Annotated in this window: 10 protein-coding genes and 1 CRISPR repeat array; of the genes, 8 read left to right on the top strand and 2 right to left on the bottom strand. The window is 41.1% G+C overall.

Features of this window, described 5'->3' with window-relative positions; all coding sequences use genetic code 11:
* Positions 1-172: 172 nt before the first annotated feature.
* From cas5c to WMZ97_RS11140, 7 genes are all read left to right on the top strand, one after another.
* On the top strand, positions 173-892 hold the full coding sequence (cas5c, locus tag WMZ97_RS11170) for a type I-C CRISPR-associated protein Cas5c (protein WP_343272160.1): 720 nt from the start codon (positions 173-175) through the stop codon (positions 890-892).
* Positions 889-2775, top strand: a complete 1887-nt coding sequence (cas8c, locus tag WMZ97_RS11165) for a type I-C CRISPR-associated protein Cas8c/Csd1 (RefSeq protein ID WP_343272159.1) — start codon at positions 889-891, stop codon at positions 2773-2775. Before cas5c ends, cas8c begins: the two co-directional genes overlap by 4 nt.
* Entirely contained in the window at positions 2775-3620 is an 846-nt protein-coding gene (gene cas7c, locus WMZ97_RS11160; protein WP_343272158.1) for a type I-C CRISPR-associated protein Cas7/Csd2, read from the top strand. The genes cas8c and cas7c overlap by 1 nt, the downstream gene beginning before the upstream one ends.
* Positions 3610-4269: a CRISPR-associated protein Cas4 gene (cas4, locus tag WMZ97_RS11155; RefSeq protein WP_343272212.1), complete on the top strand. Its 660-nt coding sequence runs from the start codon at positions 3610-3612 to the stop codon at positions 4267-4269. Before cas7c ends, cas4 begins: the two co-directional genes overlap by 11 nt.
* Entirely contained in the window at positions 4266-5297 is a 1032-nt protein-coding gene (gene cas1c / locus WMZ97_RS11150; protein WP_343272157.1) for a type I-C CRISPR-associated endonuclease Cas1c, read from the top strand. The genes cas4 and cas1c overlap by 4 nt, the downstream gene beginning before the upstream one ends.
* A gap of 9 nt (positions 5298-5306) precedes the next feature.
* Entirely contained in the window at positions 5307-5597 is a 291-nt protein-coding gene (cas2, locus tag WMZ97_RS11145) for a CRISPR-associated endonuclease Cas2 (RefSeq protein ID WP_343272156.1), read from the top strand.
* A 168-nt stretch (positions 5598-5765) separates the two neighbouring features.
* Positions 5766-12560: a CRISPR direct-repeat array (repeat unit 32 nt; unit sequence GTCGCATCCTTTATGGGTGCGTGGATTGAAAT).
* 288 nt (positions 12561-12848) lie between these two features.
* Positions 12849-13277, top strand: a complete 429-nt coding sequence (locus WMZ97_RS11140; RefSeq protein ID WP_343272155.1) for a cell wall hydrolase — start codon at positions 12849-12851, stop codon at positions 13275-13277.
* An 83-nt stretch (positions 13278-13360) separates the two neighbouring features.
* On the opposite strand, the gene WMZ97_RS11135 is transcribed toward WMZ97_RS11140, so the two are convergent.
* Complete coding sequence (locus WMZ97_RS11135) at positions 13361-13885, bottom strand: DUF2812 domain-containing protein (protein ID WP_343272154.1); 525 nt, start codon at positions 13883-13885, stop codon at positions 13361-13363.
* Complete coding sequence (locus WMZ97_RS11130; protein WP_343272211.1) at positions 13875-14213, bottom strand: PadR family transcriptional regulator; 339 nt, start codon at positions 14211-14213, stop codon at positions 13875-13877. The genes WMZ97_RS11135 and WMZ97_RS11130 overlap by 11 nt, the downstream gene beginning before the upstream one ends.
* Before the next feature lie 265 nt (positions 14214-14478).
* Between WMZ97_RS11130 and WMZ97_RS11125 the strand changes: the two genes are divergently transcribed.
* Positions 14479-15645: a lactate 2-monooxygenase gene (locus WMZ97_RS11125; RefSeq protein ID WP_343272153.1), complete on the top strand. Its 1167-nt coding sequence runs from the start codon at positions 14479-14481 to the stop codon at positions 15643-15645.
* The last annotated feature ends 79 nt before the right edge of the window (positions 15646-15724 follow it).

Genomic DNA, 15724 nt, shown 5'->3' with positions numbered 1-15724 from the left:
ATTAAAGTGAAAGATAATCCTGATAAAGATTTAGAATTAGTTCACGCAAGAATTCTTGAAATGATCGTTTATTATATAACCAGAAAATAACAAAAAAATTTGCCGATCTAAAGAACAGTCCAAATCGTGAACTGTTTTGGACAGTCCCAATTATTTGAAGGGAGGTGATCCCATGCGAAACGGTATCGAATTTGAACTTTATGGCGACTATGCCTTATTTACTGATCCATTAACAAAGATGGGTGGTGAAAAGCTTTCCTATCAAGTACCAACCTATCAAGCTTTAAAAGGAACTGTAGAAAGTATTTACTGGAAACCGACGTTGATTATGATTGTTGACGAGATACGTGTAATGAATGCCATCCAAATGGAATCCAAGGGTATCCGTCCAATAGAGTATGGTGGTGGAAATACGCTTGCCAACTACACATATATCAAAAATCCGAGATATCAGGTTAGAGCTCATTTTGAATTTAATTTAAACCGACCAGATATGGCGTTTGATCGAAACGAGAATAAACATCATAACATCTTGAAACGCTCGTTGAAAGTTGGGGGGAGAAGAGATATTTTCCTCGGGACAAGGGAATGTCAAGGCTATGTTGAATCTTGTGACTTTGGTGAAGGGGAAGGCTTTTACGATAATGATGAAGAGATCTATTTAGGTACAATGGTTCACGGAATTAATTATCCGGATGAGACAGGCAGAGATCAGATGGAAGTTCGCCTTTGGAACCCCGTGATGAAAAATGGTGTAATCCAGTTTCCAAGACCAGAGGAGTGCACGAATGTTAGACCGGTGAAAAAGATGAAATCAAAACACTTTGACCAAACAAATGTGCAATCTATTGATGAATTAACAAGGATATTAGAAGAGGAGGTGAATGAATGAGTTGGCTATATAACTTATATCAAACCTATGAGATGAACTTGGATCGAGTTGGTGAAACAGAAAAGAAGCGTAATGGGAATGAATACACCCTTCTGCCAATATCACATACCACACAAAACGCTCATATTGAAGTAGATATAACAGAAGACGGTGAATTTCATGATGCTAGGGTCCTTGATAAGGTAAGCACGTTGATTCCATGTACGGAAGACTCGGCCAGTCGGGCAGGATCGAAAGTCGCTCCATATCCGTTACACGATAAATTAAGTTATGTTGCAGGTGACTTTGTGGCTTATGGCGGGAAAATAAAAAAAGAAGAGCCATTCCTTTCTTACATAGAGCAGCTAGGGGATTGGGTGAATTCTCCGTACGGGCATAAGAAAGTGAAAAGTATCTATTCGTATTTATGTAAAAGGTGTTTGATTAAAGACTTAGTAGCTAAAAAAGTACTTTATCTTGATGAAGAAGACAATTTAATTGGGAAGTGGAATAAAAAATATGAAACAATTCATGGTGACAAGCCTTCTATTTTTTCAGTAGTGAGTGGTGGCCAAGAAAGTGCATTCATTCGTTTTAATGTGTACTCCTCAGATGAAATTACCAGTAAGGTTTGGAATGACAAAGAGGTATATGATTCTTTTATTCAATATTATAATGGATTGTTACACGATGAAGACCTTTGTTTTGTTACGGGGGATATGCAGCCCAGCACGGAACGACATGCAAACAAAATACGTCATGCCGCAGATAAAGCAAAATTAATATCTGCCAATGACACAAGTGGGTTTACATTTAGAGGACGCTTCAATAAAAGTCACGAAGCAGCGAGTATCAGCTATGAAGTTTCACAAAAAGCACATAATGCACTGAAATGGCTTATCCATCGCCAAGGTAAGATGATTGACGAGCGAGTGTTTCTCGTATGGGGAAATGACGATTTAAATATCGTAGCCCCAGAGGAAGATACATTTGCGATTCATCCAGGGATGGAAACGAAACAAGAAATAAAAACCAACACACTAAATCATTTTGCCAACGAGGTTGCCAAAGCAATCGATGGTTATAAAAATGATTTAGCCCTCCAATCCAATGTAAACATATTGGTGCTAGATTCAGCAACTACTGGGCGGATGGCTGTCCTTTATTACCGTAACATAAATAAGGAAATATACTTAAATCGATTGAAAAAATGGCATTCAACTTGTGTCTGGTTACATCGTTATCGTAAAAATGCTGAAAATAAATTTGTGCAATTTTATGGCGCTCCGGCAACGCAGGATATTGCTTTTGCTGCTTACGGTCCAAGAGTAAATGAAAAAATTGTTAAAGAGCTGATGGCGCGGATACTACCATGCATTATTGATGAACGTAAAATACCACAAGATATTGTGAAAAGTGCTTTTTACCGGGCTTCTAACCCCGTTGCCATGGAAAAATGGGAGTGGGAAAAAACACTCAGTATCGCATGTGCGTTAATAAATAAACGGGAGGGATATGATGTGGCTTTGGATAAAGAGATGAATGATCGAGATTACTTGTTTGGTCGATTGCTAGCAATAGCTGATGTCTTAGAAAGGCGGGCCCTTGATCAAGATGAAACACGAGCTACCAATGCTATACGATATATGAATTCATTTTCCAAACACCCGGCTAGAACTTGGAAAACACTACAAGAGAGTTTGCAGCCTTATCAAGCACGAATGGGGAAAAGCGCGGGATACTTGTCAGCAATGATTGATGATGTGGCTTCAAGATTTGATATTGATGATTTTAATGATAAACCGCTATCTGGAAAATATCTATTAGGTTTTTATAGTCAACGTCACGAATTATATCAAAAAAAGAATAAAGACGAAAAAATAAATAGCGAGGAGCATGCGTAATGACGACATTAGATCATAAGATTGATTTTGCTGTAGTACTATCCGTAACCAATGCGAATCCAAATGGCGATCCCTTGAATGGAAATCGTCCACGACAGAATTATGACGGACATGGGGAAATTTCTGATGTTGCAATTAAACGGAAAATAAGAAATCGCTTACTAGATGCTGGGGAATCTGTTTTCGTTCAATCCAATGATAGAAAGGTAGATAGCTATAAGAGCTTAAAAGAACGTGCAGATGCGAATGATGCTTTGAGTAAAGCAGTAAAGGCAAAAGATAATGAAGCTTTTGCCCAAGCTGCAAGTGATGAATGGATTGATGTCCGTAGTTTTGGACAGGTATTTGCATTTAAAGGTTCAGATGTATCGGTAGGTGTACGTGGCCCGGTTTCTATTCATACTGCTACAAGCATTGATCCAATTGATATCACGAGTATGCAAATCACGAAAAGCGTCAATTCCGTTACAGGCGACAAAAAGGGTTCAGATACGATGGGAATGAAGCATCGTGTTGATTTTGGCCTATATGTGTTTAAAGGGAGTATTAATACACAACTAGCTGAAAAAACGGGCTTTACTAATGAAGATGCCGGTAAAATTAAACAGGCTCTTATCACTTTGTTCGAAAATGATGCATCATCCGCACGCCCGGATGGAAGTATGGAGGTGCATAAGGTGTATTGGTGGGAGCACAAATCAAAGCTTGGACAATACTCATCTGCAAAAGTTCATCGTCTAGTGGATATAAAACCAAAACAAAATGACCCAAAAAGTGTTGCCGATTATACGATTACATTAAATGAATTAGACAATTTGGCGGTCGAGATTATTGATGGACAATAAAGATGAAGATTATTATTTGATGCTATCGGGAATTCAGCATTTTCAATTTTGCCGTCGTCAATGGGCACTTATACACGTTGAGCAACAATGGGAAGAAAATGTGAAAACCGTACAAGGTCAGCACCTGCATGAAAAAGCGGATCAGCCATTTATTAGAGAGAAACGCGGAAGCAAACTTATTGTTCGAGCAATGCCGGTTTTATCCAATGAGTTAAAGATAAGTGGAATATGTGATGTGGTGGAATTTAACAAAGACGCTAACGGTGTTGAAATTAATGGCGAAAGTGGCAAATATACAGCCTATCCTGTTGAATACAAACGAGGAAAACCGAAAAAGGATGATGCTGATATTTTACAATTGACTGCCCAGGCCATCTGTTTAGAAGAAATGTTACTCTGTGAGATTAACACGGGGTACATGTATTACAATGAGATAAAACACAGGATTGAAGTTCCTTTAACAAAGGATAGTAAAGATCGGGTAAGGAATATTGTTAAGGAAATGCATCAGTATTATCAAAAAAGACATACACCAAAAGTAAAAACTGGGCCGTTTTGTAAAAGTTGCTCCCTTCAACATATTTGTTTGCCAAAGTTAATGAATAAACGTACTGTGAAGAGTTATATCGAAGGGAAGATTGTCGAATGAAAAAGCTTCTCAATACGTTGTTTGTTACACAACCAAATGTTTATTTATCATTGGATGGGGATAATATTGTTTTGCTAAAAGAGCAAGAAAAATTAGGAAGATTACCACTTCATAATTTAGAATCGATTGTTACCTTTGGATATACTGGTGCAAGTCCTGCATTAATGGGATATTGTGCAAAGAGAAACATATCATTGATGTTCTTAACTATGAATGGTAGTTTTCTTGGTAGATTCACCGGTGAGAGTAGAGGTAACGTAGTATTAAGAAAGCAACAATATCGAGTTTCGGATGATGAACGTTTATCTGCTTTAATTGCCCGTAATTTTATTGTGGGAAAGGTTTACAACCATAAATGGATGTTGGAAAGAATAACTAGGGATTATCCATTGCGTATTGATGTAGAGAAATTTAAGAATGTTTCACTTCAATTATCCGATATTATCCGTGAGATAAGAGGATGTGAAGATTTAGAAAGTTTAAGGGGATGGGAAGGACAAGCGGCCTTTAGTTACAATAAATTGTTTAATGACATGATATTGCAACAAAAAGACGATTTTTCTTTTACAATGCGTACTAGAAGACCACCGTTGGATAATGTGAATGCGATGCTTTCATTTGCTTATACCCTATTGGCAAATGATATGACCGCAGCTTTGGAAACGGTAGGTCTTGACGCATATGTAGGATTCCTGCATCGCGATCGACCTGGTAGAGCCTCGCTGGCACTGGATGTCATGGAAGAATTACGAGGTGTCTACGCTGATAAGTTTGTGATTTCGTTGATTAATAAAAAGGTAATGAATCAAGCTGACTTCCATAAAAAAGAAAATGGTGCCGTTATTATGGCGGATGAGGCTAGGAAAAAGTTCTTGTCGGCTTGGCAAAATAAAAAACAGGAAAAAATTACTCACCCTTTTCTAGGTGAGAAAGTCACCTGGGGTTTAGTTCCATATGCTCAAGCTTTATTGTTGGCTCGTTTTTTAAGAAATGATTTAGACGAATATCCGCCGTTTCTATGGAAGTAGGTGAAATAGGTGCTAATACTAATTACGTATGATGTGAGTACCACTAGTAGTGGAGGTACAAAACGATTACGAAAGGTTGCAAAGGTTTGTCAGAACTTTGGACAACGCGTACAAAACTCGGTGTTTGAATGTGTTGTGGATTCAACACAATTTGCAACTTTAAAAATTGAACTTGCGGGAATAATTGATGAAGGGAAAGATAGTTTGCGGTTTTATCGGCTCGGAGATAATTATAAAACAAAAGTCGAACATTTAGGGGTTAAAGAATCACTTAATTTGGAAGACCCTTTAATTTTTTAGTGCGAACTATAAGCGCACATAAAAACTCCACTTGATTCGCACCAGATTAGAACTGTTTTAAGTGAGATTTGTAGAAAATGAATGCGTTTTTTTTATCATTATTGCTTGATTTAGTTGTTTTTAAGTGAAGTTTACCTTGTTTAAAGTATTTTTTAGCGAGAAATCGCAGTCGCATCCTTTATGGGTGCGTGGATTGAAATATTTTTGCCGCACGTAACATTTAAGCACCTCCCGTCGCATCCTTTATGGGTGCGTGGATTGAAATAGCGCTAATCCCAAAAGCATTATAAAGCGCTGCTAGTCGCATCCTTTATGGGTGCGTGGATTGAAATTTGATCTGTTTCTTCACCCGTTTCAAGCGTATGAGCGTCGCATCCTTTATGGGTGCGTGGATTGAAATTAATGGAATCTGCTGCATGGAACGATCGGTTTTCAGTCGCATCCTTTATGGGTGCGTGGATTGAAATATGAAAAGGATGCAGGGTAATGAGCAGCATTGTCGTCGCATCCTTTATGGGTGCGTGGATTGAAATAGGAAAAGATAGATCCGGGATCCAAAGGAATAGGGTCGCATCCTTTATGGGTGCGTGGATTGAAATAACTTTTTTAAAACACTTGCTTGGGTTGAGTGGTGTCGCATCCTTTATGGGTGCGTGGATTGAAATATGAGTAGTTCACCTCACCCAGAGTAACAAGCTGAAGTCGCATCCTTTATGGGTGCGTGGATTGAAATTTGGAAGTACCAAGGCCGCGTTAATCAATAGTGGCGTCGCATCCTTTATGGGTGCGTGGATTGAAATTTGTGCTTGGTAGTAAAGATCTTCTTCCTCATTAATGTCGCATCCTTTATGGGTGCGTGGATTGAAATCACGAAACTATTGAGTAATTGTTGGCCAGCTTTTGTCGCATCCTTTATGGGTGCGTGGATTGAAATGCTAGTTTTGTGGTAAAATTGCTATCTACCGTAACGTCGCATCCTTTATGGGTGCGTGGATTGAAATAACTAAGTCAATCAATGCATCGGGGTCCCTTGCGTCGCATCCTTTATGGGTGCGTGGATTGAAATTATTTTGATTGTCAATGTTCAAGCCATTTTTCTTGTCGCATCCTTTATGGGTGCGTGGATTGAAATACCTCCTATTAATATAGGAATATCTTACCACGAGTCGCATCCTTTATGGGTGCGTGGATTGAAATAAATTTAGATGATATGACAGTTTATCTTTACCTTGTCGCATCCTTTATGGGTGCGTGGATTGAAATATTTTCAGCAATCAAATGAGCCGGATGACATAACTCGTCGCATCCTTTATGGGTGCGTGGATTGAAATCCAATTAGGCTTACCAATATTGGTATCAATCAGGAGTCGCATCCTTTATGGGTGCGTGGATTGAAATACTAATTTGTAATAGTACAAGCAAGTATCTAAGTCGCATCCTTTATGGGTGCGTGGATTGAAATTAGAACGATCACAGAAATTAAATCCTATGATGAGTCGCATCCTTTATGGGTGCGTGGATTGAAATTCGCATCATCGTTTGGACACTGCCAACCACAACGTCGCATCCTTTATGGGTGCGTGGATTGAAATATTACCGGCAATTTCATCATCCCAACCTAATTCCCGTCGCATCCTTTATGGGTGCGTGGATTGAAATTCCGATGCTTCGAATAATGTTTCAAGGTATATAGGTCGCATCCTTTATGGGTGCGTGGATTGAAATTTACTGGTTTTTGATTAGTTTTTACCTGGTCCAGTCGCATCCTTTATGGGTGCGTGGATTGAAATGGATCTCCATGTGTGGGGCTTGGCCATGTAATAGGTCGCATCCTTTATGGGTGCGTGGATTGAAATTATCGATCCGCAGCATGGCAACGCGTAAGGTTAAGTCGCATCCTTTATGGGTGCGTGGATTGAAATGGAGAAGGAATGAAATAATATATGCCACAGTAGGTCGCATCCTTTATGGGTGCGTGGATTGAAATAAAAGATCATCTCCTTTGTATTTACTATACAATAAAAGTCGCATCCTTTATGGGTGCGTGGATTGAAATTAACCCATGAGTGTTAAAGAAATATAGTCGATTGTGTCGCATCCTTTATGGGTGCGTGGATTGAAATCATATCGTCGATTCTATCGTTTAATAAATAAAGCACGTCGCATCCTTTATGGGTGCGTGGATTGAAATTCCGAGTTAAACAATCATACTCAATACGATTGAGTCGCATCCTTTATGGGTGCGTGGATTGAAATATCTTTTTATCTGGAGTATGTTTCCCAAGGTGGGCCGTCGCATCCTTTATGGGTGCGTGGATTGAAATCATAAGGCATCCGGCATTTGCTGGGTGTCTTTATGTCGCATCCTTTATGGGTGCGTGGATTGAAATTCTCATGACCGACGGAGGAGGGACAGACAGATTTAGTCGCATCCTTTATGGGTGCGTGGATTGAAATATCAAAAAGAATGGCCATTGAATCAGTCATAGGCGTCGCATCCTTTATGGGTGCGTGGATTGAAATCACGTCCTCCATAATTCTCATATCTGTTATGTGAGTCGCATCCTTTATGGGTGCGTGGATTGAAATTCTTTACATAAGAACAAGAATAGGACAACAACTGTTGTCGCATCCTTTATGGGTGCGTGGATTGAAATTATCATGGGTCCAAACGTCAATTTGTAATAAAAGTCGCATCCTTTATGGGTGCGTGGATTGAAATTATCAATACGAGGATAAGATCATATTCAGGCCTGAGTCGCATCCTTTATGGGTGCGTGGATTGAAATAGCTAAACCTTTTACGGTAATGGATTCATCAATGTCGCATCCTTTATGGGTGCGTGGATTGAAATTGCCTTTACGGTATTTGCTGATTTTAAATTTAATGTCGCATCCTTTATGGGTGCGTGGATTGAAATGATTTTCTTAAAAGCACTAATCAGTCCATCATCGTCGCATCCTTTATGGGTGCGTGGATTGAAATAATACGTCCTTTTGGCTTTATATCGTATTCATCGTCGCATCCTTTATGGGTGCGTGGATTGAAATAATGTAACTTTAGGTGTAACTTTGGTTGTAACCTGTCGCATCCTTTATGGGTGCGTGGATTGAAATTTAAGCCTGCCTCGTGCGTATCCTCAGCTATGACGTCGCATCCTTTATGGGTGCGTGGATTGAAATACATTAACCGAATGCAAGATGCTGGCTCAGGTATTGTCGCATCCTTTATGGGTGCGTGGATTGAAATTAAATCTCTTAACTCTTTTAATTTTTTCTCGAACAGTCGCATCCTTTATGGGTGCGTGGATTGAAATAAAATTTAGGTGCTGTCACGGAGTTTGTTTTCAGCGTCGCATCCTTTATGGGTGCGTGGATTGAAATGTCTACTTGTATTTGTTTCTTTTGCCACTCCTTCGTCGCATCCTTTATGGGTGCGTGGATTGAAATCGGACGGAGACATTGAAATTGATCAGTAAATTGAAGTCGCATCCTTTATGGGTGCGTGGATTGAAATCGTATGAAGCAGGCGAAACATGGATTGAGTCAGGTCGCATCCTTTATGGGTGCGTGGATTGAAATCTATATACAGGGGTGACACCTTTAACACCTGTTTTGGTCGCATCCTTTATGGGTGCGTGGATTGAAATGATGAAAGGTGGTGACTAACCATTGTACACGGCAAGTCGCATCCTTTATGGGTGCGTGGATTGAAATTGCTGATATTCTCTTAATTCCATGGCTACCTCCTGTCGCATCCTTTATGGGTGCGTGGATTGAAATTTGCAGCAATTCGTCTTTAAGGAATAACGGCTCACCGTCGCATCCTTTATGGGTGCGTGGATTGAAATTCTTTCTCGTAATGTTCAATGGCATAAGATAGACCGTCGCATCCTTTATGGGTGCGTGGATTGAAATCTAATCCTCCGGAAAACACATCAACAATTTCAGGTCGCATCCTTTATGGGTGCGTGGATTGAAATCTACCTCCTGTAACGTAACCTCGCACGTACGCGTAGTCGCATCCTTTATGGGTGCGTGGATTGAAATGTCAATGTTGGTGATTTGACCGTTTACTACCTGGAGTCGCATCCTTTATGGGTGCGTGGATTGAAATATAATCAAATGTATCCCCATCAAAAATGACGTTAGGTCGCATCCTTTATGGGTGCGTGGATTGAAATATCTGCATCCTGTAGCGTGACATCTTTCCATGTCGTCGCATCCTTTATGGGTGCGTGGATTGAAATAAAACAAAAAGTCCGACGATCACGAAAGAATAAGTCGCATCCTTTATGGGTGCGTGGATTGAAATTCTAATAGCTTAAGTTTCATATCGTGGTAAGTGCGTCGCATCCTTTATGGGTGCGTGGATTGAAATAACGATGCAATATGAAGTAATGTTTGCGTGATATGTCGCATCCTTTATGGGTGCGTGGATTGAAATTTGCTTGCTTTCTTACCATCCGTAAAGAAAGTAATGTCGCATCCTTTATGGGTGCGTGGATTGAAATAGTACTCCGTCCGCTTAACACCTCTGCCAATTTTAGTCGCATCCTTTATGGGTGCGTGGATTGAAATCCGCAGATTAATGCGCCGAATTATGACGTGAAGAGTCGCATCCTTTATGGGTGCGTGGATTGAAATATCATCATTTAGTTTTTTGCCGCGAATGGCTTTGAAGTCGCATCCTTTATGGGTGCGTGGATTGAAATATCGATACTCATACCGCCGATCTCCCACATGGTTGTCGCATCCTTTATGGGTGCGTGGATTGAAATCGAAAAAGGAAGAACCAGAACCGAAAACGGAAGCGTCGCATCCTTTATGGGTGCGTGGATTGAAATCTCAATAATCTTTAGCAAGCTATGCCACCTCCTCAGTCGCATCCTTTATGGGTGCGTGGATTGAAATAATCATGTCATAGCACTTCTGTAGTATTTTTAAGTCGCATCCTTTATGGGTGCGTGGATTGAAATAGTCTAGACTGGTGGGCAGAAAAAACCGGCTATGGTCGCATCCTTTATGGGTGCGTGGATTGAAATCTTTCCAATAACCTCGGTAAGCGCCACCAGCGGCGTCGCATCCTTTATGGGTGCGTGGATTGAAATATTATGTCTGACCTCAAAGAATGGTGGGATGACACGTCGCATCCTTTATGGGTGCGTGGATTGAAATAATTTAAGAGCGCCCTTGTCAGAGACCAACTGGTAGTCGCATCCTTTATGGGTGCGTGGATTGAAATTCCATTCCTACGGCTATTACGGTCACTCTGGGTGGTCGCATCCTTTATGGGTGCGTGGATTGAAATTTTTTATGTTTTTATTGTTTACATTGTAAATAATGTCGCATCCTTTATGGGTGCGTGGATTGAAATGTCTCGTCGTCGTCGTAACGTGGTTTGACATCAAGTCGCATCCTTTATGGGTGCGTGGATTGAAATGTAACGGTCCATCTGTACCTTTCCAGTAACCCTTGTCGCATCCTTTATGGGTGCGTGGATTGAAATCAAGAACCCAAGGACACTGTCCGACTGAACAAAGTCGCATCCTTTATGGGTGCGTGGATTGAAATCATTCGTCAATCAATCCTTTCATATTTGATGACCGTCGCATCCTTTATGGGTGCGTGGATTGAAATAAGTATATTTGTTGGTTTTTGGTGACTGTGTTTGTCGCATCCTTTATGGGTGCGTGGATTGAAATTTGGAACTTATTGAAGCATTAAACGGATCACCGGTGTCGCATCCTTTATGGGTGCGTGGATTGAAATCTTTCCAATAACCTCGGTAAGCGCCACCAGCGGCGTCGCATCCTTTATGGGTGCGTGGATTGAAATTTCTAATACGTCTACGATTAGAGGGTGGCGCCCTGTCGCATCCTTTATGGGTGCGTGGATTGAAATAAATATTATAATAAGTATGTAAGGGGATCTACCAGTCGCATCCTTTATGGGTGCGTGGATTGAAATATGACGGATAACGTGAACCATCCACCTCACTATCAGTCGCATCCTTTATGGGTGCGTGGATTGAAATACAGACTGCAGCCTCCATCGCCTGGTATTTCTTAGTCGCATCCTTTATGGGTGCGTGGATTGAAATTAATATGGTAAGTCCTGCATTTACTCTTGCTGCTTTGTCGCATCCTTTATGGGTGCGTGGATTGAAATTTAATTATTTTCGTTTTCACAGCAATACCTCCTTAGTCGCATCCTTTATGGGTGCGTGGATTGAAATCCTTATGCAGAAGTCAAACGGGGTTGTCTACCAAAGTCGCATCCTTTATGGGTGCGTGGATTGAAATAACCATGAAGGCAACCCCATCAAATAATTTGTAAGTCGCATCCTTTATGGGTGCGTGGATTGAAATAACTCTTTGCGCCCGTCCTCATACTCCATCAATGTCGCATCCTTTATGGGTGCGTGGATTGAAATAAAGAAGGGAGTTATGAACAATGAGAAATCCTTGTCGCATCCTTTATGGGTGCGTGGATTGAAATACATCATGTTTGCACCCACAACTTTTATAGTGACCGTCGCATCCTTTATGGGTGCGTGGATTGAAATAAGGATGCAGACAACCCCTTTTTCAAGAGTAAAGTCGCATCCTTTATGGGTGCGTGGATTGAAATTCCGCATGCTCACTGCAATTTATGGGCGCATGGGACGTCGCATCCTTTATGGGTGCGTGGATTGAAATACCAGCAAATCTACAAGCGCTCACAAAGCTTTCCGTCGCATCCTTTATGGGTGCGTGGATTGAAATGCAATTGCTGTGGCTACTGCTGCAACTTGTATGTCGCATCCTTTATGGGTGCGTGGATTGAAATGGTGGGTGCACAGCAGTTGAAAGTATTGGTAGCTGTCGCATCCTTTATGGGTGCGTGGATTGAAATCACAAGCTAACAACTTTATAACCGTTGTTTTTGGTGTCGCATCCTTTATGGGTGCGTGTATTAAAATTTTGGCAAGTGTTACTGTGTCGCCCGAATATTTGGTCGCAATTCTTTATAGAGGGGTAAGTAAGATTAATGAAGGAAACGTGGATAAATGAAAAGAATAGTCGCATTAGGTATATGGATTAACAAACAAAACCAAACCAAAAATTCACCAAATCGTTGCACCTACCCACCCCATCTCCATAGACTATATTGTCAGGATTTATAATCAACGTTATTATTCCAGTTCCATAATATATGTAAAGGAACAAAAAACGGATATTAGCGTGGCACCAAGCACGGAGGTGAAATAATGGCTGTAGTGAAGGCTACTGAAAAAGATATTGACCTTTTAGCTAGATTGCTTCGGGCGGAAGCGGAAGGGGAAGGACAACTCGGTATGCTGCTTGTTGGCAATGTTGGAATTAACAGAGTAAGGGCAGATTGCTCTGATTTTACAGACATACGAAATATCTCGCAAATGGTATACCAGCCCCATGCGTTTGAAGCGACGATCCACGGGTACTTTTATCAAAGAGCGCGAGGGGTTGACAAAAGGTTAGCACGCAGAGCTATAGATGGGTACAGACATTGGCCAGCAAAGTATAGTCTGTGGTACTTTAGGCCAGAAGGTGACTGTCCTGCCACCTGGTATGACCAGCCATTAGTCGGGCGGTATAAGCTTCACTGTTTTTACGAGCCAACAGGGGAAACCTGTGATGCGGTTTACCATACGTTTTAACCAATTGAAGTAACATAGATTCGTGTTACACCAAAGAAACACAGAAGGCACTTTTTAAACTTGAAAAAGTGCCTTCTGTGTTGTTATTTATCATATAGCTCCATTTCTTTCTTCAACTTGTTGCCTTTTCGAAGGTACGATACAAAAAAAGGAATAATAATGATGACGATGAGCCAATTTAGCAAAGATACATAACGATTAAGTGTGGATAAAGGTAAATTGCCCAGTGCAATCAATAAATTCACCCCTCCTGCTGCTCCCATTAAACCAGCTATACGATGATAATGTTTGATCCGGGAGGCATTATCTGAATAAATTTCAAATGGCCCTTCGGCGGTTTTTTTACGGAAATATACCCAGCGTATATAGGAATCAACAAATTCGACGTTATTTTCTTCCATAAACGATATATATGTTTGACTTTCCAGATGGGAAGGTGGGTATTTTAGCAATTGAATACGGTACTGGTATTCGCCTGGTTTTCCTGTTTCAAAAGTATACGTGAAAAATGAATAATGAACGAGATGGAGTCCCTTATCTGCCATATCATTTAGCCACTTTTCTTCTTTTTCATAATCGGTAAATAATTTACGTTTCTTAACGGTCATTGTTTTCACCTCGAATGATTTGGTTGCCATTGTCGACAAGTTCTTGCAATCTGGAAAATTCGTGCAGCACGATTGACTTTCCAGCTTCTGTTATGAGATATTCCTTTTTTCGTTTCTTTATGTGCTGATCCACTAGTTGAATCCAGCCTTTCTCCACCATTGTCTTAATCGCCCCATAAAGGGTTCCAGGACCTAAATCGACGCGACCATTACTGATTCTTTGGATATACTGCATGATTCCATAGCCATGCATGGGGGTGTGTAATGCTAAGAGGATGTAATAAACAGCTTCCGTTAATGGAATATGCGCATCATTTTCTGGCAAAATAATTCCTCCTGCTCAACTGTTATCGACTATCGATATATCGTCGAACGATGTATCGTGAGTTTATTATATCGGCTGCCGATAGTAAAGTCAACTTTTTTCGGAAAAGCAGAGGTAATCAACTGCCTTATGTAGAAATATACATATGACTGGACCATTTAAACGTACGATAGGTATATTCGCTAGAGCTACAACGAATAGTGAGTGGCCATTCATTCATTTTTGTTTACCAGGTTCAGAAAAAAATTTGTTGAAAGGGGTAATATGCATGTCCAATTTCGGTAATGATGTTCAATTCAGCGTATATTCAACGATGTCAGACCCAGATCCCAATCGGCTTCCGGTTGTTTATGAAGAATGGGAGGAGAAAGCGCGGGAGGTATTAGACGATGGACCGTTTTATTATGTGGCAGGAGGAGCAGGCGGAGAGCGAACGATGCAAGCCAATCTCCAAGCCTTTGACCGTTGGCAGCTGGTACCGAGAATGCTGCGAAATGTGGACGAGCGTGATTTGACGGTCGACTTATTCGGGGATACCTATCCGTTCCCGGTGTTGCATGCTCCGATTGGTGTACAATCAATCATTCATAAGGATGGCGATCTTGGTTCGGCACGCGCATGTAAAGAACTGGGTGTTCCGTTTATTGCTAGTTCTGCGTCTACAGTACCAATGGAGAACATTGCACAGGAAATGGGCGATGCCAAGCGTTGGTTCCAGTTGTATTGGAGCAGGGATCCGGATATTACGGCGAGCTTCTTGCAACGTGCCGAAGCTTCCGGCTACTCAGCTATTGTAGTGACGTTGGACACGCCAATGATGGCTTGGCGCGAACATGATCTGAAAAATGTATATTTACCGTTTTTGATGGGGGAAGGTGTCGGCAATTATTTAACGGATCCGGCTTTTTGTGCGAAACTCGATAAATCGCCACAAGAGGATCAGCTGGCAGCGATTATGCATTGGACGCAAGTGTTTGGCAATACAGGTGTAACATGGGACAATATAGCTTTTTTACGGAAACATACCAAACTGCCAATTCTTTTAAAAGGAATCCTTCACCCGGATGATGCCAAACTTGCCTTGGAACATGGAGTAGATGGGATTATTGTTTCCAACCATGGTGGTCGTCAAGTCGATGGCGCGGCTGCAGCGTTAGATATGCTGCCGAAAATTTGCGCGGTAATTGAGGATAGAATTCCTGTTCTGATGGATAGCGGGATACGGCGGGGCTCAGACGTGATGAAGGCACTGGCACTTGGCGCAAAAGCCGTGTTCGTTGGCAGACCATGTATGTATGGACTGGCAGCAGCAGGTGAAAAAGGAGTCAAAGAAGTCCTTCGTAATTTAATTGCTGACTTGGATATAACCATGGCCCTGTCTGGACAGCACTCTGCCCGCCAATTGGATAGAAGTCTTCTATTAGAAACAAAATAGGAATCAGTTTTAACACAAGCAACGGCTTCAAGCTCCATCGAATGATACGTATAGGCTCCAACAAGCTTTATATGGAAGG

Origin of the sequence: Lentibacillus songyuanensis (assembly GCF_039548255.1) — a bacterium.
Classification (GTDB): Bacteria; Bacillota; Bacilli; order Bacillales; family Amphibacillaceae; genus Lentibacillus_C; species Lentibacillus_C songyuanensis.
The sequence above is the reverse complement of the archived record's forward strand: the minus strand, read 5'-3'. Positions and strand labels throughout refer to the sequence as shown.

Coding starts and splice junctions, on each gene's coding strand:
- cas5c (WP_343272160.1), top strand. CDS start 173: ATGCGAAACGGTATCGAATTTGAACTTTATGGCGACTATGCCTTATTT.
- cas8c (WP_343272159.1), top strand. CDS start 889: ATGAGTTGGCTATATAACTTATATCAAACCTATGAGATGAACTTGGAT.
- cas7c (WP_343272158.1), top strand. CDS start 2,775: ATGACGACATTAGATCATAAGATTGATTTTGCTGTAGTACTATCCGTA.
- cas4 (WP_343272212.1), top strand. CDS start 3,610: ATGGACAATAAAGATGAAGATTATTATTTGATGCTATCGGGAATTCAG.
- cas1c (WP_343272157.1), top strand. CDS start 4,266: ATGAAAAAGCTTCTCAATACGTTGTTTGTTACACAACCAAATGTTTAT.
- WMZ97_RS11140 (WP_343272155.1), top strand. CDS start 12,849: ATGGCTGTAGTGAAGGCTACTGAAAAAGATATTGACCTTTTAGCTAGA.
- WMZ97_RS11135 (WP_343272154.1), bottom strand. CDS start 13,885: ATGACCGTTAAGAAACGTAAATTATTTACCGATTATGAAAAAGAAGAA.
- WMZ97_RS11125 (WP_343272153.1), top strand. CDS start 14,479: ATGTCCAATTTCGGTAATGATGTTCAATTCAGCGTATATTCAACGATG.